The sequence below is a fragment of the Streptomyces sp. NPDC005774 genome, from assembly GCF_042871645.1.
In the GTDB taxonomy this organism is placed as follows: Bacteria; Actinomycetota; Actinomycetes; order Streptomycetales; family Streptomycetaceae; genus Streptomyces; species Streptomyces pratens.
The window spans coordinates 336044-358720 of sequence record NZ_JBIAIV010000001.1 but is presented as its reverse complement, the minus strand read 5'-3'; the positions used below and the strand labels follow the sequence as shown (position 1 = coordinate 358720).

Here is a 22677-nt window from a genome sequence, read left to right as displayed (position 1 = left end):
CTCAGGCTCCCTTCTTCGCGCGGCGTTCGGTGGGCTGGGTCACCCGGTCGAGCATCAGGCCCAGGCAGACGATCGCGGCTCCCGCGACCAGGCCGGTCGCCAGGTCTCCCTGGGCGAGGCCGAAGACGACGTCGTAGCCGAGCGCGCCACCGCCGACCAGGCCGCCGATGATGACGACGGCGAGGACCAGGACCACGCCCTGGTTGACGGCGAGGAGCAGCGCCCGACGGGCCAGCGGGAGCTGGACCTGGCGCAGTTGCTGACCGCTGGTCGCGCCGAGCGAGCGGGCCGATTCCATCGCCGCCGGGTCGACCTGGCGCAGCCCCTGGGTGGTGATGCGGACGACGGCCGGCAGCGCGTAGACGATGGCGGCGGCGACGGCCGGGGCACGGCCGACGCCGAACAGGGCGACGACCGGGATCAGGTACACGAACTGCGGCATCGTCTGGAAGACGTCCAGGACCGGCCGCAGCAGCCGCTCGACGCGGTCGCTGCGGGACGCGGCGAGACCGATCGCAAAGCCGATGACGAGGGTGACGGCGACGGCCGCGAGGACCTGGGAGAGCGTGTCGAGGGACGGGTTCCACACCCCGAGCACTCCGATGGCGGCCATGGCGAGGACGGCGGTGAGCGCGGTGCGCCAGGTGCCGATCAGCCAGGCCAGGGCGGCGACGACGAGCAGCACCGACCACCAGGGCAGCCACTGCAGTCCGTCCCGCACCGGGTCGAGCACCCAGGTGGTGAAGCGGGCGGCCCAGTCGGCGGTGCCGCCGACGACGGGGACACCCGAGTAGAGGTGGTCGGTCATCCAGTCGACGGCCCGGTTGACCGGTTCGGCGATCGTGACGACCCACCCGTCCGGCCACTCCAGCCGGTCCGCCAGACGTCCGGCGACCGCGACGGCCGCGGCGCCGGCTACGACGTACAGCCAGTGCGTACGGGGCCGGGGTGTCCCGTCGGTGTTCGCCCCGGCCGCGGCGGTGACGCGGTCGAGGACGACGGCGAGGAGCACGATCGGGATGCCGGCGGCGAGGGCCGCGCCGACGTCGACCGAGGCCAGCGCCTGGTAGACGCGGTCGCCGAGGCCGCCCGCGCCGATCACCGAGGCGATGACGGCCATGGACAGCGCCATCATGATCGTCTGGTTGAGGCCGAGGAGGAGTTCCCTGCGGGCCAGCGGGATACGGGCGGTCAGCAGACGCTGACGGGCACCGGCGCCGAGCGACTCGACGGCCTCCAGCACCTCCTTGTCGGCGCCGCGCAGGCCGAGCGAGGTCAGCCGGGCCATGGGCGGCGCGGCGTAGATCACGGTGGCCAGGACTGCGGCGGGGACACCGATCCCGAACACCAGCACGACCGGCAGGAGGTAGGCGAAGGCGGGGAACACCTGCATGGTGTCCAGCACCGGGCGCAGAACGCGGTCCAGGCGGTCGGAGAGTCCGGCGGCGAGTCCCAGCAGTGCGCCGAGGACGACGGACGCGATGACCGCGACCACCATCAGGGCGAGCGTCTGCATGGTGGGCACCCACATGCCCAGCAGACCGCAGGCGAGGAACGCGACAGCGGTGCCGAGCGCGAGCCGTACACCCGCGACCCGCCAGGCGACCAGCCCGGCGACGGCGGTCACTCCCGCCCATCCGACGGCGAGGAGGGCGAGGTAGACGGCTCGTACGGCGAGGACGACGACGTTGCTGACGTGGCCGAAGAAGTAGAGGAAGAGGGGGTGGGAGTCCCGGTTGTCGATGATCCAGTCGCTGGCGCCGGCCAGCGGTCCGGAGACGTCGACGGTCAGCGCCTCGGGCCAGCTGCCGCCGGCCCAGCGGGCGGTGGCGAACGGAACGAGGACCACGGCGGCCACGGTGAGCAGCAGAAGCTTGCGCACGGCGGCACGTCCGAGCAGGCCCGGCCGCTCGCCGGCCCGGGGGACGACTGCGGTGACGGTCGCCATCAGACGGCCCCCTCGGGGCGCTCCGTCCCTGCGGAGGGCTCGGGGGCGGCTGAGGGCTCAGGTGCGGCGGACGGTTCCGTGGCGGTGGGCGGTTCCGTGGCGGTGGGCGGTTCCGTGGCGGTGGGCGTCCCCATCCCCGCGACGACCGACAGCAGGGCGGCGGAGTCGACGATTCCCACGCAGCGGCCCTGGTCGAGGACCCGGGCCGGGGAGCCCGCGCGGGCGACGGCCTCGATGGCCTCCGACACCGTGGCGTCGGGGCGGACGGCGGGTCCGCTGCCGGCCTCGTCCGCCGACGAGGCCGGGCGCATGGCCGTACGGACGGTGAGGACCTGTTCGCGCGGGACGTCCCGGACGAAGTCGCGGACGTAGGCGTCGGCGGGCGAGCCGACGATCTCCTCGGGGGTGCCCAGCTGGACCACCTGCCCGTCGCGCATCAGGGCGATGCGGTCACCCAGCCTCAGCGCCTCGCTGAGGTCGTGGGTGATGAAGACCATCGTGCGGCCCTCCTCGTGGTGCAGTCGGATCACCTCCTCCTGCATGTCGCGCCGGATGAGGGGGTCGAGCGCGCTGAACGGCTCGTCGAACAGCAGCACCTGGGGGTCGACGGCGAGCGCGCGGGCGAGCCCGACGCGCTGGCGCTGACCGCCGGAGAGCTGGGCGGGTCTGCGCTGCTCCATGCCTTCCAGGCCCACCTTGGCGACGACCTCGGCGGCCTTCGCGCGCCGCCGCGCCCGGCCCATGCCCTGGATCTCGAGGCCGTAGGCCACGTTGTCCAGGACCGTGCGGTGCGGCAGCAGGCCGAAGTGCTGGAAGACCATGGCGGCCCGGTGGCGGCGCAGTTCGCGCAGCCGTGCCTTGTCCATCGCGCGCACGTCCTCGCCGTCGATGGCTATGGCGCCCGCGGTCGGCTCGATCAGCCGGGTCAGACAGCGCACCAGCGTGGACTTGCCGGAGCCGGACAGGCCCATGACGACGAAGACCTCGCCCTTGCGGACGTCGAAGCTCACGTCCCGGACGGCGACCGTGCAGCCGGTGCGGCTGCGCAGTTCGGCCGGATCGAGTGCGGTGAGCCCGGGGTCGCCGGGGACACGGCCGGCCTTCGGGCCGAAGACCTTCCACAGTCCGTCGACGGAGAAGACGGGCGGGCCGCCCTCCGGGCCGTCGGTGGTACCGGAGGACTGGGGAGTAGCAGAGGTCGCGGTACTCATCACACATCGCCTCCGATCAGGTCGACAGCACGCTCGCCGACCATCAGCACGCCGATCATCGGGTTCACGGCGGTCATGGTCGGGAAGACGGAGGCGTCCGCGATCCGGATGCCCTGCAGTCCGCGGATCCGCAACTCGGGGTCCACCACGGCCAGTTCGTCGGTCGCGGCGCCCATCCTGCAGGTGCCCGCCGGGTGGTAGACGGTGTGCGCGACCTTACGGGCGTACTCGCTCAGCTCCTCGTCTCCCGTGACGTCGGGGCCGGGGGCCACCTCGCGCTTGAGCCAGTGGGCCAGCGGTTCGGTCTTCGCGATCTCGCGGGCGATGCGGATGCCGTCGACGAGGGTGCGGCCGTCGTAGTCGTCCTCGTCGGTGAAGTAGCGGAAGTCCAGCGCGGGCTTGACCTCCGGGTCGGCGCTGGTCAGGTAGAGCCGGCCGCGGCTCTTCGGCTTGGGGATGTTCGGGGTCATCGAGACGCCGAACTCCGGCCGCTGGTAGCCGAGACGTTCCGGATTGTCCGTGAACGGGATCTGGTAGAAGTGGAACATCAGGTCGGGGCCCGCGTGTCCGGGGTCCCGGCGCACGAACAGGCCGGCGTCGGAGTCCATCGCGGAGTTGTCCGGGATGGGCCCGTCCGTCTCCCAGACGATCACCGACTCGGGGTGGTCGAGCAGGTTCTCGCCGACGCCGGGAAGGTCGTGCGCCACGGGTATGCCGAGCGCCTCCAGGTCGGCCTTCGGACCGATGCCGGAGTGCAGCAGGAGCCGGGGCGAGTCGACCGCGCCGGCGCACAGCAGGACCTCGCCCCGGGCCCGGACGAGGATCTCCTCACCGTCCTTGGTGCGGACGTGGACGCCCTCGGCGCGGGTGCCGTTCAGTTCCAGCCGGTACGCCCAGGTCTCCAGCATGATCGTCAGGTTGGGGCGTTCGTCCATCACCGGGTGCAGATACGCGACCGACGCCGAGGAACGCTTGTTGTTCTCCGGGTGGTAGGCGAGGTCGAAGAAGCCGACGCCCTCGTCGAACGGCTTCTTGTTGAATCCCTCGACGCGCGGCACGCCGAGCGTGGCCTGCGCGGCGTCGACGAAGTCACGGGCGATGGCGTTCCGGTCCTTCTCGTCGACCGGGACGATGTTGTTCTTGAGCCGGGCGTAGTACGCCTCCATCTGTACCGCGCCCCACCCCTGGGCGCCGGCCTGCTCCCACTCGTCCCAGTCGGACGGGAGCGGCTTGAACGCGATGAGGGTGTTGTGCGAGGAGCATCCGCCGAGCACGCGGGCCCGGCTGTGCCGGATGTGCGAGTTGCCGCGCGGCTGCTCGGTGGTGGGGTAGTCGTAGTCCAGCTCGCCGCCGAGCAGGCCCATCCAGCGGCGCAGGGTCAGTACGTCGTCGCGGCCGACGTCGCTGGGGCCGCCCTCGATGACCGCGACGGTGACGTCGGGGTTCTCCGTCAGCCGGGAGGCGATGACGGATCCTGCGGTGCCGCCACCGATGACGACATAGTCGTACGTGTGTTCGTGGGTGTGATCCGGCATGGGGTTACTCCTCCGGGAACTCGGAAACAAGAGGTGTCGGCGGAACCACGGGCGAAGCCCCGGGCAGGGGGATGCCCGAAGTGGTACGTCGTCACTCGGGACGCGCGGGGCGCGCGGCAGGTGAAGGGCTCCGGGGCGGGCGGCCCGGGGGAGGGTGCCCCCGGTGTGCCGTCCGGCGGCTGCGACCGCACGCGGGCGGCGCGGACGCCGTGCACGCCGGGTGCCTCCCGCGGGGCGTGGGTGCCGTGTTCACCACGGGTGCCGCTCGGTGGTGGCGGCTCAGCCCGCGAACCAGCGCACCGGCTTCGGCGCGAGGTTCTGGTAGATGTGCTTGGTCTCGCGGTACTCGGCGAGGCCCGCCGGGCCGAGTTCGCGGCCCACTCCGCTCTTGCCGAATCCGCCCCACTCCGCCTGCGGGAGGTAGGGGTGGAAGTCGTTGATCCACACGGTGCCGTGGCGCAGCCGTCCGGCCACCCGCCGGGCGCGGCCCGCGTCGGCGGTCCAGACGGCACCGGCCAGCCCGTACTCGGTGTCGTTGGCGAGGTCGACGGCCTCGTCCTCGGTGCGGAAGGTCTCGACGGTGAGGACCGGCCCGAACACCTCCTCGCGCACCACCCGCATCTCGCGGTGGCAGTGGTCGAGAACGGTCGGCTCATAGAAGTAGCCGGCCTCGGGCCGCTCGGCGGACGGCTCGGGCCGCTTGCCGCCGGAGCGCAGCACCGCGCCCTCCTTCAGCGCGGAGGCGACGTACGCCTCGATCTTGTCGCGCTGCTGTTCCGAGACCAGCGGTCCGCACTCGACGCCGTCCACGGTGCCCCGGCCGAGCCTGATCCTCTCGGCGCGGCGGGCGAGTTCGGTGACGAAGCGGTCGCGGACGGACTCCTCGACGATGAGCCGCGCACCCGCCGAACAGACCTGGCCGCTGTGGATGAAGGCCGCGTTGAGCGCCTGGTCGACGGCGGTGTCGAAGCCCTCCTCGGTGGCGCACGCGTCGGCGAAGACCACGTTGGGGTTCTTGCCGCCGAGTTCCAGGGCGACCTTCTTCACGCCCGGCGCGGCGGCCTGCGCGACCTTGGTGCCGCTGGCCAGTCCGCCGGTGAAGGAGACCAGGTCGACGTCGGGGTGCTCGGCGAGCCGGGCGCCGACGGTGTGGCCGGGGCCGGTGACGATGTTGGCGACACCGGCGGGCAGTCCCGCCTCGGCCAGCAGGGCGATGAGTGCGGCGGTGGTCAGCGGGGTGATCTCGCTGGGCTTGACGACGAAGGTGTTGCCGGCCGCGAGCGCCGGGGCGATCTTCCAACTGGCCTGGAGCAGCGGATAGTTCCAGGGTGTGATCATGGCGCAGACACCGACGGGCTCGTGCACGACGACGCTGTGGACGTCGGTGGAGCCCGCGTCGACGACCCGGCCGGGGGCCTCCCCGGCGACCAGGTCGGCGAAGTAGCGGAAGGCGTCGGCGACACAGTCGATGTCGACGCGCCCCTCCTCGACGGTCTTGCCCGCGTCCCGGCTCTCCAGCAGGCCGAGTTCCTCCCGGTCCCGGGCGAGGAGACCGGCGACGCGGCGCAGCAGCGCGGCCCGCTCGGCGACGGGGGTGTGCGGCCACGGGCCCTCGTCGAACGCGTGCCGGGCGGCGGCCACCGCGAGGTCGGTGTCCTTCTCGTCGCCCTCCGCGACGACGGCGAACGGCAGGGCGTCCGCGGGGTCGAGGATCTCGCGCGTGGCCCCCGAGACGGCCGCCCGCCACTCGCCTCCCGCATGGATGGAGGTGCGCACCTGAAGTTCTGTACTGTCCGCCATGATCGCCTGCTGCCTTCCGTTCCTGTTCGGCGCCCATGAGTGACACAGGTCGAATGACCATGTCGAGTCACACGGGCGTCACCCACGGAACGGGAGGGCTCCTTCCCTCGAACCCCGAATGCATGCGCGATTCATCACGGGAAGTGTGCCGCATCACAGAACATGTGGTCGAAGCAGGGAAAAACATCACAAAACTTCGGTCCGGATCGGTTCAGCCGGGGTCCATGGCGGTCCCGCAGGTGGTCTCCGGTGGACAGAAGTGTTCGAGGGCGGTCCTGATCAGTTCCCGCTCGTCCTCGTGACCGTCGGAGTCGGCCCCGTAGGCGGCGAGCGCGTACAGCTTGCCGTCGGCGGCCTGGAAGCGCAGGTCGACGACGTGCCAGGTCCCGATGTCGGGCTCCCCCTTCATGGAGTCCGCCAGGTACTCCAGCCGGGAGCCGGTGAAGTCGCCGTCGTCCAGCGTTTCGAGGGAGAGCCGCTCGAACCCGGGGGCCTTGGGGGTGGCGTCGGAGAGGAACAGTTCGTACGACGCGTCGGGCGAGGGCTCCGCCACCTCGAACACCTGGAGCCGCATGCCGCGGTCGGGACTGCGGTAGGTGACCACGTCCATGCCGTACTGGGAGGACACGCTGCTACGGGCCCACCCCGTGGGGCGGGCGATGGTGAAGCCCTCGGAATCGGCGTACCGGTCATAACCGGCGGGGACGGTGCTGTCCGGGTCGGGAGCGGGCGAGGCGGGCTCCTCCGCGGCGGACGTCGGCTGCCGCGGTGCCGGGGCCTCCTCCGTCCCGGGCGCCCCGGAGCCGGCCGGCTGCGACACACTCGCCGAGGCGGCCTTGTCGTCCCCCTGGCCGTCCTCCCCGTTGCCGCCTCCCAGGGTCTGGGTCAGCACCAGTCCCACGACCACCCCGACCGCGGCGGCCCCGCCCACCACGGACCACACCCGCCTTCGGTCGAGCCCGTGCCGAGCCGGGGGCGGGCCCGGGAAAACGGGCGGGCCGAGGGGCCCGGCGGGACCGTGGGGCAGCTCGGGGGACGACCAGGGTGACGGTGCGGGCGGCCCGGCCGTCGGCGGGGCAGCGCCGCCCGGCCATCGGATGCCCGTGAGGGTGGGAGCGGAGGACGAAGCATCCGGAGGCGGCGGGGCAGTCGGGGACGGGGCAGCCGGGGACGCTGTCCCCGGGGACGGCGGAACCGCCGGAGGCGGCGTCACCGCCGGTGAGGCCGCGGCCTCACCCCCCGCCTCCCGCTGTTCCCTCTGCTCCCCCGGGCCCCTCTCCTCCCAGCGCTGGGTCTCCTCGTTCCAGTACCGCGGTGCCCCGTTCATCGCTTCCCCCTCGTTCCCCTCGCCCCTTCGGTCTTTCGCCCACCGGCGTCACATCCCGAGCAGCCCCGCCACGGTTGCGGCCGAGGCGAGCAGCGCCGTGAGTGTCTCGGCGCCCGCGAGCAGGTCACGCAGCCGCCGGCGGCGGCTCTCTCCGGCCGTACCGGTCCGGTCGATCTCCTCCTCGGTCTCCGCCAGGGCCTCGTCCAGCTGCGCGGTCTGCTCACCGGGCCTCAGCCGGGCCAGATCGGCCCGCAGTTCCTTCACCGCGGCGAGCAGTTCCGCACCGGCCGCGTCACCGGGCGCCGGGACCCCGTGGTGGCTCTCCGCGTGTGCGTTCTCGCCGATGGCGAAGGTACTGCGGTGGACGTCCCCGATGTGGACGCCGCCCTCCTCACGTGCCGTCATCGCCGGAGGTTCCCCTCTGCGGCACGGGGCCGCCGTTGGTGGCGCTGGAGTTCTCACCGATGGCGAAGGTGGAGCCCTCGACCCGGTTGATGCTGACCGCGCCGTTGCTGATGTTCACGATCTTCTGAGCGAACTCGCCGGTCTGGTAACCGGCGTCGGCGAGCGCCAGCCGCACCCCTTTCCCCACTCGGTCCTGAATGCTCCGGAGGTAGCGGGCCACGTCCATCTCCTGGAACATGGACTTCGCGTCCATCGCGGCCAGCTCACGCACCGACAGGGCGGGCCCTTCGGGCAGTGCGCTCCGGTCTTCCCCGATGAGCAGCCGCCACCCGAAGACAGCGCCACGGACCAGGGAGACCAGGGCACGGCCCGCGGAACCGGGCATCAGGGTGGCCGCCGAGACGATCCTGACCAGCACCGGGCCGGTACGGACCGCGTGCGCGACGCGGTCGGCGCGCTTGAATTCCTGGCGCACCGGCGACATCACGTGCGGGGCGATCTCCAGCATGAGCATGCGGCCCTGGGTGTGGACCCGTACGTACACCGTGACGCCCAGTTCCTCCTCCCAGGCGCCGACCCGGATCCGCAGGAAGTGCCGCCGCTTCTCGCCGCCCTCCTCGACCGCCCGCAGTAAATGCCGCTCGAACATCTCCGGCGTGTAGGGGGCCTGGTCGCGGTCGGTCAGTCCCTCGACGGGGAGAAACACGCACTCGTCGACCTCGAGCCCGCGCAGTCGGTCGCGCACGGGGGTACTCGCGTGCTCGGCCGGTTCGCGCAGCTGCTCGATCAACGGCCGGACCCGGTCGAGGATCACACGGTTGCCGAGCGGCTGCCGGTCGCGCTGCTCCTCGTCCGGTCTGAGTTCCACGGCGAGCACCCACGTGTCGTGCGCGGCTCCCGCTCCGCAGAACGGACGCTCCTCGTCATACATGATCAGCGGGGCGTACTGCTCCCGCCGGATGCGCCGCACCAGCCGGGCGAATCTTTCCCCCTCGCCCCTTTCCGCGGGGTCGTTCGCCACGTCCGGGAAGCGCTGCGGGGACAACTCCTCGCCCAGCACGCGGACGAACCCGTCGCGCTGGGCCGCCGCACACCACGCGATCAGGGCGACGACACCGATGCCCAGCCAGACCCGCCAGGGCTCGACCGCCTCCGTGAAGGGCAGGCCCAGGCCGTCGACACCACTGGACCCGTAAGGGTCGGACGAGGAGCCGGAGCCGGTGTCGGCACCGAAGGCCATGGCGACGCCGAGCACCGCGTACACCGCGAAGAGGACGCGGCCTCCCCAGCTCAGGACGGAGGCGGGGAGCTGCCGGTGCGGGGGCGGCTGTTCGGCGCCTCCCCTGACCCATGGCGCGAGACCGAGCAGCAGGCTGGGCAGCACCAGGCCGGCCAGCAGCCCGCCGCTCACCGGAATGCCCACCGCCCAGAGCCCGATGACGCCGGCGGACCAGAGCAACTCCTGCCGACGGGCGCGCAGCGCGTGCGCCAGGACCCGGGCGGCGTCGAAGCCCAGCGACGGGGCCACGATCCGCTGTTCGTGGAGGTACAGCTCGTCGATGACGCGGTCGCGGTAGTCGGGGTCCACGTAGACGCCCCCGCACAGCAGCCGGGTCGCCTCGCTGGCGTGCGGCGGGACCGACGCGGTCTCCGGCGGGGCCGGGCCGTCCGGGTGGTTCGCTTGCTGCGGCACGTGGACGGTGCTCATGGCGGTCCCCCCGATGCTGCATGTGTCCTCGGCGACGGATGAGTTGACGAGCCATCAGCATAAGGGAGGCGCCATGCCGAAAGGAACCGGATTGTCAAGAGTGCGATCATGTGACATGCGTCAAGCTTTGGCCAGAGCTTTGATTCCCCTACGCGGACGGGCCCCGCACCGGTCAGTACCGGTGCGGGGCCCGTGGTCCGTGGTCGGACGAGGTGATCAGATGAGGCCGAGGCCGCGGACCGCCTCGCGCTCCTCCTCGAGCTCCTTGACGGAGGCGTCGATACGGGCGCGGGAGAAGTCGTTGATCTCCAGGCCCTGGACGATCTCGTACGCGCCGTCCTTCACGGTGACCGGGAAGGAGGAGATCAGGCCCTGCGGGACGCCGTAGGAGCCGTCCGACGGGATGCCCATGGAGACCCAGTCGCCGTCCGCGGTGCCGTTGACCCAGGTGTGCACGTGGTCGACGGCCGCGTTGGCGGCGGAGGCGGCCGACGAGGCGCCACGGGCCTCGATGATCGCGGCGCCGCGCTTGGCGACGGTCGGGATGAAGTCCTCGGCCAGCCACTTCTCGTCGTTCACGACCTCGGCGGCGTTCTTGCCGGCGACCGTGGCGTGGAAGATGTCCGGGTACTGGGTGGCGGAGTGGTTGCCCCAGATGGTCAGGCGCTTGATGTCGGCGACCGTCGAACCCGTCTTCTTCGCCAGCTGCGTCAGCGCGCGGTTGTGGTCCAGGCGGGTCATCGCGGTGAAGCGCTCGGCCGGTACGTCCGGAGCGGCGGCCTGGGCGATGAGCGCGTTGGTGTTGGCCGGGTTGCCGACCACGAGCACCCGGATGTCGTCCGCGGCGTGGGCGTTGATGGCCTGGCCCTGCGGCTTGAAGATGCCCCCGTTGGCCTCCAGGAGGTCACCGCGCTCCATGCCCTTGGCACGCGGGCGGGCGCCCACGAGAAGGGCGACGTTGGCCCCGTCGAAGGCCACGTTCGGGTCGTCCGAGATGTCGATGCCCTGGAGCAGCGGGAACGCGCAGTCGTCCAGCTCCATGGCCGTGCCCTCGGCCGCCTTGAGCGCGGGGGTGATCTCCAGCAGACGCAGCTTGACCGGCACGTCCGCGCCGAGCAGCTGGCCGGAGGCGATGCGGAAGAGCAGGGCGTAACCGATCTGGCCGGCCGCGCCGGTGACGGTGACGTTCACGGGAGTGCGGGTCATGGCGTTCTCCGTATGACAGCTGGCGGTGGGGCGTCCCTGCCCCGGGGTACGGGATCCCGTCCGGCCCATGACCGGTGCCCGCCGCGATGATCGATCACCGGTACGGAGAGGTCGCCGCTGGATGATCGATCTCTTGGCGTCAAGAGATCCAGCGATCAGGCTATCGCGCATCCACGATCGTGGACGGCCGGGCTCCGTGTGGCCCGTCCCACAGAGTGACCGAGGGATACATGAGCGTACCCATGGGAAAGGCGGCCGCCCGTCCGGGAGAGGGGGACGGAGACGGCCGCCGTTCGGGTGACCGATCCTTCCGGACTCCCGTGGGGGTGACGTTCACGTGCCCGGTATCCGCCGCCCCATGCCGATCCCGCGCCACGAACTTCACGGAAATCCCCCTCGGCGCCGCCCCGGAGGCCGTCCCGGCGGGCCCGGTGCCGGAGGCCGTCCCGGCTACGTGCCCCCGGAGGCCGTCCCGGCTACGTGCCCCGGAGGCCGTCCCGCGCCCGCCGTCCCGGCGGGCGCACCGGACGGCCCTACTCCGTGACCCCCGCCTCCGCCTTCTCCGTGCACCCTTCCTCGCCGGAGGCCAGCACCACGCAGGCCCGGGCGTCCGTCGCCTTCGCGACCGCTGCCATCGGGGTGTACGTGACCGTGTCGCCGACCTCGGTGATGCCGGCGCTCTGCTTCGTCTTCCCGCCGGTGATCTCGACCTTGTCGCCCTGAGCGGCCTGGGTGATCCGGCCCCACGCGGCACCGCAAATCTTGCTGTAGCGGACCTCGACCAGGGTGGTGCCGACGGTCGCCGTCTGCGTCGTGGTCACGAGGTCACCGCTGCACCCCATGCTCTCCGCGTCCTTGCCGTCGCAACTGTCACCGCTGCACTCCACTCCGGCGGGCAGATTCGCGGGGACGGAGGCCGTGGGCGACGGGGACTTCGCGGCCTCGCCGTCCTTCTCGCTGTCGAGCCCGGTGACGTAGAAGGCTGCAGCGATCACCACCAGCGCGCCGACGGCGCCCGCGAGGAAGGTCCCCGTCCGCCGTTTGCCACCGGAACCGCCGGAGCCTCCACGGCCCGCCGCTCGCCGGGGCGGTGCGTCCGGCGCGCCCGGCGTGTGCCCGTCCCCCGCAGGCTGCGCGGCCGGGTACGCCGGGCCGTCCCGGCGGCCCGACGGGGACGGCCCGGCGTACCCGGCCATGCCCCAGGAGTTCGCCCCCGAGGCGTCACGGACGTCCGAGGCGGTGGGCTGAGGGGGCACGGACGGTGCGGCCCCGGCCGGCTCGGCGACGCCCGGCCGGACCGCGGCGCCCCCGCCCTTGCGCCCTCTGCCGCCCGCACCGGTCGACGACGGTCCGGCGAGCTCGCTCAGCGCGGAACGCGCCTGCGAGATCCTGATCGCCTCCATCGTCATGTCGTGACGCATCTCCGAGCGGCTCCAGGCCCGCTCGGCCAGCTCCCACATCGTGGTCAGGTGCACCGGATTGGTCCCGGTGACCTCGGCCAGGGCCACGATCGCGCCCTTGGGCGCGAGCAGCCGGCCGTTCAGGTAACGCTCCCAAGACGTCTTGCTGTAGCCCGTGCGGTCCGAGACCGACGCGACACTCATGCCGCTGCGGTCCACCACCCGCCTGAGCTGGCTGGTGAACTCCCTGATCTGCGGATCGAGTTCATCCGGCAAGGCCTTCCAACGAGGCATTGCTTCCCTACCTTCCCCCCGGTCGTGCTGGTTTTTCCCTCGCGCGTGGTGCCTCTGCCGAGTCCCCGGTCCGGCTACCCACATGGATGCCGCCAGTCAGGATCTCAGTTCCCAGGGTGGGGGCGCACGGGAGCGTCAGGGCCGCGGGCATGCGGCGTCGCGCGCTCACCCGCTCGTGTCCCCAGTCTCCCACCGGCACTCCCTTCGGCCGTACAGAACCATCACAACGCGTGGGACATCACGATTGTCCGGGATTGCCATGATTATCACGCCGGTTGCGTTCCGGGGGCACTTCGGGGCACGTCGAGAAGTTTCCAGAGCCATCCGGAGGACGTAGCGGAATGGTCACTTCCGTGCCACAGCACCCGGAGAGCCGTTGAACAGCCGGTCCGCGGTGCAGGAAGGTTGTTCCCGGCGGCGGCCCGTCCTTTCACGGGGGTGAGGACGGGCCGCCGCTCACCGGACGGCACGAGGCAGCGGCGGCGTCAGCTGTTGCTGACGGTGAAGTGCAGGGTGTCCTTCAGGAACGGGATCTCCAGCCAGGGCTTGGGCTGCACCATCAGTGCCAGCAGCACGATCACGAGGCCCAGTCCGCCGTACGTGACGATGTCCGTGAAACGGGAGCGCACGGCGAGCATCCCGACGTCCGGCACCGCCCAGCGCAGCACCCCGCCCGCCAGCAGCGCCGCACCGATCAGCAGTGTGCCGAGCCGGAACAGGTCGAACGCCGTCAGCAGCAGGCCGAGTCCGGCCATGAGCAGCACTGCGAGGATCGGCCACTGCCGGGCGGGCGCGGGAGCGTCGCCCGGTGCGGCCCGGCCGCCGCCCTCCGGGCGTGCGGTGTCCCTGGTGAACAGCGGGAAGCGGCGGGTGGCGCGCCGCGGCCGCCCCCTGGCGTCGGGCGCGCTGATGGGGTCGGTGACCGTGATGCCACCCTTGTCGGCGGCTTCCCCCTCGGCGGCTTCCTCGACTGCGCCCTCGGCCGACTCCTGCTCCTGCTCCTGCTCCTGGGTCTGTTCCTGCTCGTGCTCCTGCGTCTCATCCGGGTTCGTCCCGGCCTCGCGGGCCCTGGTCTCCGTCTCTCGGGCGCTGGGGTCAGCCGGCACTGCGCTCCGCCGCCTCGACCACGTTGACCAGCAGCTGGGCCCGGGTCATCGGGCCGACACCGCCGGGGTTCGGGGAGATCCAGCCGGCCACCTCGGCCACGCCGGGGTGCACGTCACCCACGATCTTGCCCTCTGCGGTACGGGAGACGCCGACGTCCAGGACGGCCGCGCCGGGCTTGACGTCCTCGGGGCGGACGAGGTGGGCGGAGCCGGCGGCGGCGACGATGATGTCCGCGCGCTTGAGATGCGCCGACAGGTCGCGGGTGCCGGTGTGACACTGGGTCACGGTGGCGTTCTCGCTGCGCCGGGTCAGCATCAGCGGCATCGGGCGGCCGATGGTCACTCCGCGGCCGACGACCACCACCTCCGCGCCCTTGATCTCCACGCCGTAGCGGCGCAGCAGGGTGAGGACACCGTTGGGGGTGCAGGGCAGGGGGGCCGGCTCATTCAGGACCAGACGGCCGAGGTTCATCGGGTGGAGGCCGTCGGCGTCCTTGTCCGGGTCCATGAGTTCGAGGATGCGGTTCTCGTCGATGCCCTTGGGCAGCGGCAGCTGGACGATGTACCCCGTGCAGGCCGGGTCCTCGTTCAGGTCGCGGACGACCATCTCGATCTCCTCCTGCGTGGCCGTTTCGGGCAGCTCACGCTGGATGGAGGCGATGCCGACCTGGGCGCAGTCCCGGTGCTTGCCGGCGACGTACTTCTGGCTGCCGGGGTCGTTCCCGACGAGGATCGTGCCGAGGCCGGGCGTGACGCCCTTCTCCTTCAGCGCCGCCACGCGGGCGGTCAGATCGGACTTGATCGCTGCTGCGGTGGCCTTGCCATCGAGAATTTGGGCGGTCATGGTCCCATCCTCGCGGATGACCGGGCCCGGGTTCCAATCCGCCCGCATTCCGGGCGCCGCGCACCGGGGCCGTACCCGGGTTCGTACCGCGGGCGCGCGCCGGGTGACCACGGGGTTCGCGATCCCACATGCCGGGCCCGGTCCGCCCCCGCACCGGTCATGTTCCACCCGTATCCGGCCAAGATCAGCGATGTTGCACTTGCACAACACAATCCGCCTGCGGCTGGACAACCGACAGATCCGTCGAGAACGATGAACGCACAGTGCCGCGGGCAGTACCGGGGGGACCGGACCGCATCTGTAGACCTTCCTCCGAACCGTGCTCCGCGCGTCCCCGCACCTGAAGCGACAACGGAGGAAGAACCGCCATGAGCTTCGGCGACCCGAACAACCCCTACGGGCAGCCGCCCCAGCAACCCGGTCAGCCCGGTCAGCCCGGCTACGGATATCCCCAGCAGCAGCCTCCCGGCGGGCCCGGCTACGGTTACCCCTCTCCGCCGGCGTTCCCGCAGTCCTACGGGCAGCCGGGTCCCGGTCCCGTGGCGGTCATGCCGGGCAGCGTGAAGGCCGCGCGTGTGATGCTGTTCGTGCTCGGCGGGCTCCAGGCCCTCGGCGGTGTGCTGGCGATGGTGGCCAGCGCACGGTTCGCCGATTACCTCGAGGAGGAGATCTCTTCGGACCCGAGCATCTCCTCGGACCCGAACATCTCGTCGGACGATCTGAACACCGTCAGCGACATCGGTGCGGGCGTCATGATCGTGCTCGGTGTGATCGTTCTGGCGTTCGCGTTCTGGGCGATCCTCACCGCCGTGAAAATGGCCTCGGGATACGGCGGGGTGCGCGTCTCCGCGATCATCTACGCCTCGGTGGTCACCCTGTTCAGCGTGATCACCCTGATACCCGGCAACGTCTTCGCGCTGATCAGCCTGATACCCGGCATCCTGATCATCGTGTTCTGCGCCAACCGGAACGGAAGCTACTGGTTCAACCGGCCCCGGCACTGAACCGGTTCCGCCACCGAACCGGCCTCGTCGCTGCTCCGGTTCCGCCGGGCACCACTCGGGCGGGGGGCCGCCCCCCCCCGGGGGGGGGCGCGGGGGGGGGGGGGGCGCCCGGGGGGGGGGGGGGGGGGGGGGGGGGGGGGGCCGCCGCGCCCGGGGCCGGCGCCCCCCGGGCCCCCCGCGGCCTCCCCCCCCCCGGGGCGGGGCCCCCCCCGGGGGGGCCCCACGGCCCTGGTGCGTGATCGGCCGAGGAAGCGGTGAACCTGCCGGGGACCCGGATCCGCTCGCACCGCTGGGTGGACAGCTGCTGACCCGAACCGTGCCTGTGACAGGTCGTGTCGTGTCGCCGGACGGCGTGGCGCTCGGCGTTCGTGCCGCCGGACGGCGTGGCGCTCAGTGGAAGAAGTGCCGCGTCCCCGTGAAGTACATCGTCACGCCGGCCTTGTTCGCTGCCTCGACGACCTGCTCGTCGCGGACCGAACCGCCCGGCTGGACCACGGCCCGGACGCCGGCCCCGGTGAGGATCTCCAGGCCGTCCGGGAAGGGGAAGAAGGCGTCGGAGGCGGCGTACGCCCCCTGCGCGCGCTCGGCTCCCGCCCGCTCCACCGCGAGCTTCGCGGAGTCGACCCGGTTGACCTGGCCCATCCCGACGCCGACCGAGGCGCCGTCCTTGGCGAGCAGGATGGCGTTGGACTTCACGGCCCGGCACGCCTTCCATGCGAAGGCCAGTTCGGCCAGCTCCGCTTCGGACAGCGCCTCACCGCTCGCCAGGGTCCAGTTCGCCGGGTCGTCGCCCTCGGCCTGGAGGCGGTCGGTGACCTGGAGGAGGGCGCCGCCGTCGATCGGCTTGACCTCGACCGGGGCGGCGGGGGCCTCGGGGGCACGCAGCACGCGGATGTTCTTCTTCTTGGTGAGGGCCTCGAGGGCGCCCTCCTCGTAGTCCGGCGCGACGACGACCTCGGTGAAGATCTCGGCGACCTGCTCGGCCATCTCCTTGCTGACCGGCCGGTTCACGGCGATCACACCGCCGAACGCGGACAGCGGGTCGCAGGCGTGCGCCTTGCGGTGCGCCTCGGCGACGTCCGCGCCGACCGCGATGCCGCACGGGTTGGCGTGCTTGATGATCGCGACACACGGCTCGCTGTGGTCGTACGCGGCACGGCGGGCGGCATCCGTGTCCGTGTAGTTGTTGTACGACATCTCCTTGCCGTGCAGCTGCTCGGCCTCGGCCAGGCCGCCGCCCGCGGCGGAGCCGCCGATGAATGCGGTGGAGGTGTAGAGGGCGGCGGGCTGGTGCGGGTTCTCGCCGTAGCGCAGGGTGTGCGCGCGGTCGTACGTGGCGCCGAGGAAGTCGGGGAAGTGCGACTCGTCGACCGGGGCGTACTCGGAGGCGAACCAGGAGGCGACGGCCACGTCGTACGCGGCGGTGTGCCGGAAGGCCTCGGCGGCGAGCCGCTTGCGGGTGGTGAGGTCGAAGCCGCCGTCCTGCAGCGCCGCCAGGACGTCTGCGTAGCGGGCGGGGCTGGTCACCACGGCGACCGAGGGGTGGTTCTTCGCCGCGGCGCGCACCATCGACGGTCCGCCGATGTCGATCTGCTCGACGCACTCGTCGGGTGTCGCGCCCGAGGCGACGGTCTCGCGGAACGGGTAGAGGTTCACCACGACCAGGTCGAACGGCTCCACGCCCAGCTCGCCGAGCTGCTGCCGGTGGCTGTCGAGGCGCAGGTCGGCGAGGATGCCGGCGTGGACCTTCGGGTGCAGGGTCTTGACGCGGCCGTCCAGGCACTCGGGGAAGCCGGTGAGCTCCTCGACCTTGGTGACGGGGACGTCGGCGGCGGAGATGCGGCCGGCGGTGGACCCGGTGGAGACGAGCTCCACGCCGGCCTCGTGCAGGCCGCGCGCGAGGTCCTCGAGGCCGGTCTTGTCGTAGACGCTGACGAGCGCCCGTCGGATGGCCCGCTTGTTGCTCTCGGCGGTCACTGGATAACTACCTTTCGTCCCTCGATGCGATAGCCGTTGCGGGCGAGCCGCCCCACGACCTCGACGAGCAGCCTTCGCTCGACTTCCTTGATGCGCTCGTGCAGCGCACTCTCGTCGTCCTCGTCCCGGACCTCCACCACGCCCTGCGCGATGATCGGTCCGGTGTCGACGCCGTCGTCGACGAAGTGGACGGTGCAGCCGGTGACCCTGGCGCCGTACGCGAGCGCGTCCCGTACGCCGTGGGCTCCGGGGAAACTGGGCAGCAGGGCGGGGTGGGTGTTGACGAACCGCCCGCCGAAGCGCGCGAGGAACTCCTTGCCCACGATCTTCATGAACCCCGCGGAGACCACAAGGTCGGGCTCATGGGCGGCGACGGCCTCGGCGAGCGCCGCGTCCCACTCCTGGCGGGTGGCGAAGTCCCCGACCCGGCACACGAAGGTCGGCAGCCCGGCGCGCTCGGCGCGGGCGAGCCCCTCGATGCCCCCTCGGTCGGCGCCGACGGCCACGACCTCGGCGCCGTACGCCCCGACGCCGGCGGCGCCGATCTCGTCGAGGAGCGCCTGAAGGTTGGTGCCGGATCCGGAGACCAGCACGACGAGACGCCTGGCGCGCTCGGCCACGGGCTTGGCGGCCACGGTGGGGCCCTTTCTCGGGGAGCGCCGGTGCGGTCGGAGACCAGCGCTTTGTACATTCATACGAATGCTTCGCACCCTCGGATACGGGGAAGCCTACGAAGCGGCCGACCGCCAGCAACGATACCGGCACAGGGAGCGGCCCCCACGGGACGGGGGCGTGGCCGGAAGGTAGCGTCTGGGAAGAGCCGGTTCGGGAACATCCGGGAACGTCCGGTCGCCCGGGAACGCCACCTGGGCACCAAGCGTTCACAGGACAAGGCACCGGAACCGGAAAACGGACGGGAATGCCCCGGCTCAGCCGTGCATGTCCAGCCCGTCGAGCGGTAGCCGTAAAAACAGTAGAAGCGATAGAAGCAGTAATCGAGCATTAGTCGTCACAGTCGTAACTTGATGGACTTGATTAAGGGGAAGACGCTCACTTGATGCCGGACCGCAGCCTGCGATTCCTCACGTTCCCCCGGCCATCGGCGCAGGGAGGGGAACGTGGCGCCGTGCTGCTGCGGGAGCGCCCCTCCTCGCCGCCCGAGACGCCCCGGGGCGAGGGCGACGGCGACGGGCGCCGTGGCTCCGAGGAGAACAATCCGTTCGCACCGCCACCGGAGGGATCTCCCGACCAGCTCTGGCAGCCCCGGCACCCGTCCGGCGACGAGGACGGTGACGGCCGCGGACAGCAGAGAGGCAGCGGCGGCCGCTCCCTCTGGGGCGGGCGGTGGAGCGACCGCCAGCCCGGCCGCTCCTCCGGCGGTTTCGGTGAGCGCCCGCGCGGTCCGGAGGGCCAGGGCGGCGGCGGAACCGGCGGCCCTCAACGCCCCGGCCCCCGCTGGGATCCCATGGATCCGGCCCAGCGCCGGGCGCGTTACTCCCTGCTGTCCGGCATGTGGGCCTTCTTCTTCGCTCTGTTCGGCTGGCCGTACGTCGCGCTGCTGCTGGGTGCGCTCGCCGTGCACTGGGCCGTCAGCGCCCTGCGGGCCAAGCCCAGCGCGGCCTCCGACCCCGACTCCCCGGCTCCGCCCGAGCAGAAGGGCCGCCCCCAGACCACGGCGGCAGTGAGCGGGTTGGTCACGGCCTCCCTGGCTCTCATCCTGGTCGCCGTCAGCTTCACGGCACAGATGGTCTACCAGGATTACTACACGTGCACGAGTGACGCCCTCACTCAGCAGTCCAAGGAGTCCTGCAACGACCTCCTGCCGAACGAGCTCCGGAACCTGCTCGGGACGACCGACTGACGGCCGACCGGCCGCCGCCCCCGAAGCCGCCCCCCGCCCTACTGGGCGGGGGGCGGCTTCGGCGTTTCGGGAGCGGTGGGGAGGCCACTGTCGGGGAGGTGACGACCGCGGGGTTCACGGCTGGGGAAATCACGGCCGAGAGGGGCCCGGTCGGGGACGGGGTCCGTCGGAAGCAAGTCGTAGGGGTCGGCGGCGCCCCGGAGCCGTCGGCCGCCCGCCGGTGTCGCCCTCCGGTGACCCCCGGCGCGGGCGGCCGATCCCCGAAATCTTGGCCCGCGCACCCGCCCACGCACCCGCACGTCTCTCCTCGTCCATGCCCGCCGATGCCCGCTTCGCCCGTTCGCTCCGGGGTGCGCGGCACCGCCAGGCCCGTACCGCCAGGGCCGTCACCGTGGCCGTCAGCCCGACCCACACCAGCGTCGCGCCCCCCGCCTGCCACCACACCGGCCCGAACCGGGAGAGTGCGGCAACCCCCATCGGTCCGCCCGCCAACGCGGCGAGCATCGCCAGCAGGGCCGCACACAGCGCCGCCGCCACTCCGGCGACACCGGCCGTCCGGCCCCGTGACCAGACCGTGCCCGGCCCCTGTCCCGGCCGCCCGCCTCCGGGCTCCGCCGGGTGCCCGGCCGTGGTGGCGCCCTTCGCGACGTACCACCCCGCCACCGCCCCGGCCGCCAACGGCACTGTCCCGGCCGCCCAGTTCACCGGCGTCCCCGCCCCCGCGTCCGGCACCGCCGCAAGGAGCGGGAACGCGGGCAGCAGCGGGGCCGGTGAGGCGGAGAGCGGTGTCACGGCATGGCCGACACCGAGGAGGAACCCGGGGCCCAGGGCGTACGACGCCGCCCACACCGCCGCGTTCGGCAGCAGGGCGACACCGAGCAGCAGCACCGCGACCCGCCCCGACCATCCCTCCGTCAGCCGCAGGAAGGCCGCACGGGTCTCGCCTCCGTGCCACAGCAGTGACACCGTCAGCAGCAACGCCCCACCGACGAGGAGCACCGCCGTCCCGGCCGCCGCCGCGCGCGCCGCGACGCCGAGGCGTCCGTCCGGGCCGAGGAGCAGATGACGTACGCCCCTCGGCAGCAGCGCACCCACGGTCCGTTCCAGCGGCCCTCGCGGGCAGCCGTACGCCCGCCACACCCCCACGCCCGCGGTCACCACCGCGACCAGCGGCACGCACACGCCCGTCGACGCCCACGCCGGTCGCAGCTCACCGCCCGCGGCGTAGAGCGCGGCGGGCGTGCCGACGGCCAGGTAGCCGAGGACGACGCCCGCCCAGGCCGTCGGGCCACCGACGAGCGGGGCGTCGTCCGAGGCCCCCGACGCGTCCGACACGCCCCCGTCGGTGACGTCGCGGGCCGCCCGGTGCAGCAACCACGCCGGGAGCGCGAGCAGCAGCAGAGGTGGGACGCCGAGTGGGGCCGGCACACCGGAGAGTGTGTCGGTGCGGACCAGTTCGGCACCGTGCGCCAGCAGCCACAGCGCCGCCGCAGTGCTCAGCGCGCCGTCGGGCCCGCTGTCCGGGTACGGCGAGCTGATCCACATCAGGATCACGAGCATGGCGAACGCGGCGAGCCCGAGTCCCGCCGCGAGGGCGCCGCCGAGAAGGGCGGAGTCCAGGCCGGGCGAGCGGTCGCGCATCCGGGTGAGCAGGAGGGCCGGCCTCGTTCGCCGGGCGGTCGTCTGGATCACACCCGTCATGCTCCCAACGACACGCGCTTTCCCTGCGTAACAGGCGAAGCGCCGTTGTGTCGCCCAATATGTAGTTATGCACTTTTTCGCACGAAGGGGCGTTCTGTGACACGGAGCCCTGCCACCCCCCTCCCCCCGCCCGAGGAACGCCGACGCCTGCGCAAGTCCCACTCGCTGACCCAGGCTCAGTTCGCCCGGCGGGTCGGCGTCAGCCGCGAGGCGGTGCGCGCGTGGGAGTCCGGCCGCACCCCACCGCATGGCCGGAAAGGGGAGACGTACGTGAAGCTGCTGACCACCGCCACCCCGACGAAACCCGAGCCCACCGGTCAGCAGCGATCCCCGGAGCCCCCCGAACACTCCGAGCCCGCCGAGCCCATCAAGTCGGCCAAGCCCTCGGCGCGTTCGGTCAAGCCTTCCCCCGTGCGCACTGGCGGGCGGAGCGTCCTTCGGCCGCCCGTCCGGTCCGTCCAGGAGGAGGCCGTCGATCCCACCACTCTGACGCCAGCTCAGGCGTTCGACGCCCTGTACACCTTCTGCACCCCGGCGCTCGTACGACAGACGTATCTCCTGTCCGGTCGTCGCGACCTGGCGCGTGAATCGGTCGAGCGGGCCTTCCAACTGGCCTGGGACCGCTGGCCCGAGGTGGCCCGCGACCGCGACCCGGCCGGCTGGGTGCGCGCGGCGGCGTACGAGTGGGCGCTCGCCCCGTGGCACCGGTTCCGGCCCCGCCACCGGCGCCCGGAACCACCGCCCTCGCAGCTCTCCGACCGCGTGCTGCTGGACGTCCTGCTGCACCTGCCACCGCCGTACCGTCGCACGGTCGTGCTCTACGACGGTGTCGGCCTCGACCTGCCGGAGACCGCGGCGGAGACGGAGGCGAGCACGCCCGCGGCCGCGAGCCGCCTGCTGCGCGCGCACGAGACCCTCGCGGCCCGGCTGCCGGAACTGTCGGATCCGCTCGTACTGCACCAGCGGTTGGCCGAACTGGCCTCCACCGAACACCTCCGGCCGGCCAAGCCTCCGGAGGTGCGCGACGGCAGCGAGCGCAGGGCCCGCTTCTGGACCCGGGCCGCCATCGCCTTCACACTCGCCCTGATCGGCGCCACCGCGCTCACCCTGTACACGGCTCCCACCCACTACGACCCGCCGGTGCCGCCCGGCGAGACGGCCCAGGGAGTGCCGCCGCGCGTGGCGCCGGGGCCCCTCTCGGACAAGGAGCGGAAGCTGCGCACCAAGCTTCGCGAGGAACTGCCGCACGGCCCGGAGCGGCTGGCACCGCAGCCGTGGTGACGGACCCGGACCCGGGCACCTGGGCACCCGGTTCAGGTTCGGGTTCCGCGTCCGGAACACGGATGGGCC

17 protein-coding genes are annotated in these 22677 nt (G+C 72.4%); 3 read left to right on the top strand and 14 right to left on the bottom strand.

All coding sequences use genetic code 11. The annotated features are described in order from the left end of the window. Position 1 precedes the first annotated feature (1 nt). The 11 genes from ACFYQA_RS01640 to ACFYQA_RS01590 all read right to left on the bottom strand — a co-directional run bounded on the left by ACFYQA_RS01640 (position 2) and on the right by ACFYQA_RS01590 (position 14784). Positions 2 to 1948, bottom strand: coding sequence for an ABC transporter permease (locus tag ACFYQA_RS01640; protein WP_388909985.1), 1947 nt, complete (start codon positions 1946 to 1948; stop codon positions 2 to 4). After that, positions 1948 to 3159, bottom strand: coding sequence for a glycine betaine/L-proline ABC transporter ATP-binding protein (locus tag ACFYQA_RS01635; RefSeq protein WP_388909983.1), 1212 nt, complete (start codon positions 3157 to 3159; stop codon positions 1948 to 1950). The genes ACFYQA_RS01640 and ACFYQA_RS01635 overlap by 1 nt, the downstream gene beginning before the upstream one ends. Beyond that, on the bottom strand, positions 3159 to 4694 hold the full coding sequence (locus ACFYQA_RS01630) for a GMC family oxidoreductase (protein ID WP_386397951.1): 1536 nt from the start codon (positions 4692 to 4694) through the stop codon (positions 3159 to 3161). Before ACFYQA_RS01630 ends, ACFYQA_RS01635 begins: the two co-directional genes overlap by 1 nt. A 279-nt stretch (positions 4695 to 4973) precedes the next feature. Further along, positions 4974 to 6494 carry an aldehyde dehydrogenase family protein gene (locus ACFYQA_RS01625; RefSeq protein WP_388909980.1) on the bottom strand — a complete coding sequence of 507 codons (1521 nt, stop codon included), beginning with the start codon at positions 6492 to 6494 and terminating at the stop codon, positions 4974 to 4976. Between the two features lie 211 nt (positions 6495 to 6705). Beyond that, a complete protein-coding gene (locus ACFYQA_RS01620) occupies positions 6706 to 7437 on the bottom strand; it encodes a hypothetical protein (protein ID WP_388909977.1) in 732 nt (243 codons plus the stop codon). Between the two features lie 432 nt (positions 7438 to 7869). Next, positions 7870 to 8226, bottom strand: coding sequence for a hypothetical protein (locus ACFYQA_RS01615; protein ID WP_388909974.1), 357 nt, complete (start codon positions 8224 to 8226; stop codon positions 7870 to 7872). Further along, a complete protein-coding gene (locus ACFYQA_RS01610; protein WP_388909971.1) occupies positions 8213 to 9934 on the bottom strand; it encodes a hypothetical protein in 1722 nt (573 codons plus the stop codon). Before ACFYQA_RS01610 ends, ACFYQA_RS01615 begins: the two co-directional genes overlap by 14 nt. Before the next feature lie 216 nt (positions 9935 to 10150). Further along, positions 10151 to 11140, bottom strand: a complete 990-nt coding sequence (locus ACFYQA_RS01605) for a malate dehydrogenase (protein WP_332430190.1) — start codon at positions 11138 to 11140, stop codon at positions 10151 to 10153. A gap of 533 nt (positions 11141 to 11673) precedes the next feature. Beyond that, positions 11674 to 12834 (bottom strand): DUF2690 domain-containing protein, encoded by a 1161-nt coding sequence (locus tag ACFYQA_RS01600; RefSeq protein ID WP_388909968.1) that lies wholly within the window; start codon positions 12832 to 12834, stop codon positions 11674 to 11676. 485 nt (positions 12835 to 13319) lie between these two features. Beyond that, positions 13320 to 13763: a DUF3017 domain-containing protein gene (locus tag ACFYQA_RS01595; protein WP_388910290.1), complete on the bottom strand. Its 444-nt coding sequence runs from the start codon at positions 13761 to 13763 to the stop codon at positions 13320 to 13322. A 166-nt stretch (positions 13764 to 13929) separates the two neighbouring features. Next, positions 13930 to 14784 (bottom strand): bifunctional methylenetetrahydrofolate dehydrogenase/methenyltetrahydrofolate cyclohydrolase, encoded by an 855-nt coding sequence (locus ACFYQA_RS01590; RefSeq protein ID WP_386397969.1) that lies wholly within the window; start codon positions 14782 to 14784, stop codon positions 13930 to 13932. Between the two features lie 368 nt (positions 14785 to 15152). Between ACFYQA_RS01590 and ACFYQA_RS01585 the strand changes: the two genes are divergently transcribed. Further along, complete coding sequence (locus tag ACFYQA_RS01585; RefSeq protein WP_388909966.1) at positions 15153 to 15788, top strand: hypothetical protein; 636 nt, start codon at positions 15153 to 15155, stop codon at positions 15786 to 15788. Positions 15789 to 16178: 390 nt separating this feature from the next. Here ACFYQA_RS01585 and purH read toward each other — a convergent pair whose 3' ends face one another. Beyond that, positions 16179 to 17765 (bottom strand): bifunctional phosphoribosylaminoimidazolecarboxamide formyltransferase/IMP cyclohydrolase, encoded by a 1587-nt coding sequence (purH, locus tag ACFYQA_RS01580; protein ID WP_388909964.1) that lies wholly within the window; start codon positions 17763 to 17765, stop codon positions 16179 to 16181. Continuing rightward, positions 17762 to 18400: a phosphoribosylglycinamide formyltransferase gene (gene purN / locus ACFYQA_RS01575; protein WP_386397976.1), complete on the bottom strand. Its 639-nt coding sequence runs from the start codon at positions 18398 to 18400 to the stop codon at positions 17762 to 17764. The genes purH and purN overlap by 4 nt, the downstream gene beginning before the upstream one ends. Positions 18401 to 18822: 422 nt before the next feature. Between purN and ACFYQA_RS01570 the strand changes: the two genes are divergently transcribed. Further along, complete coding sequence (locus ACFYQA_RS01570; RefSeq protein ID WP_388909962.1) at positions 18823 to 19626, top strand: hypothetical protein; 804 nt, start codon at positions 18823 to 18825, stop codon at positions 19624 to 19626. A gap of 129 nt (positions 19627 to 19755) precedes the next feature. Here the strand turns inward: ACFYQA_RS01570 and ACFYQA_RS01565 are convergent, their stop codons facing one another. Next, positions 19756 to 21327 (bottom strand): DUF6350 family protein, encoded by a 1572-nt coding sequence (locus ACFYQA_RS01565; protein ID WP_388909960.1) that lies wholly within the window; start codon positions 21325 to 21327, stop codon positions 19756 to 19758. 96 nt (positions 21328 to 21423) lie between these two features. On the opposite strand from ACFYQA_RS01565, the gene ACFYQA_RS01560 reads away from it, so the two are divergent. After that, positions 21424 to 22608 (top strand): helix-turn-helix domain-containing protein, encoded by a 1185-nt coding sequence (locus tag ACFYQA_RS01560; RefSeq protein WP_388909958.1) that lies wholly within the window; start codon positions 21424 to 21426, stop codon positions 22606 to 22608. The last annotated feature ends 69 nt before the right edge of the window (positions 22609 to 22677 follow it).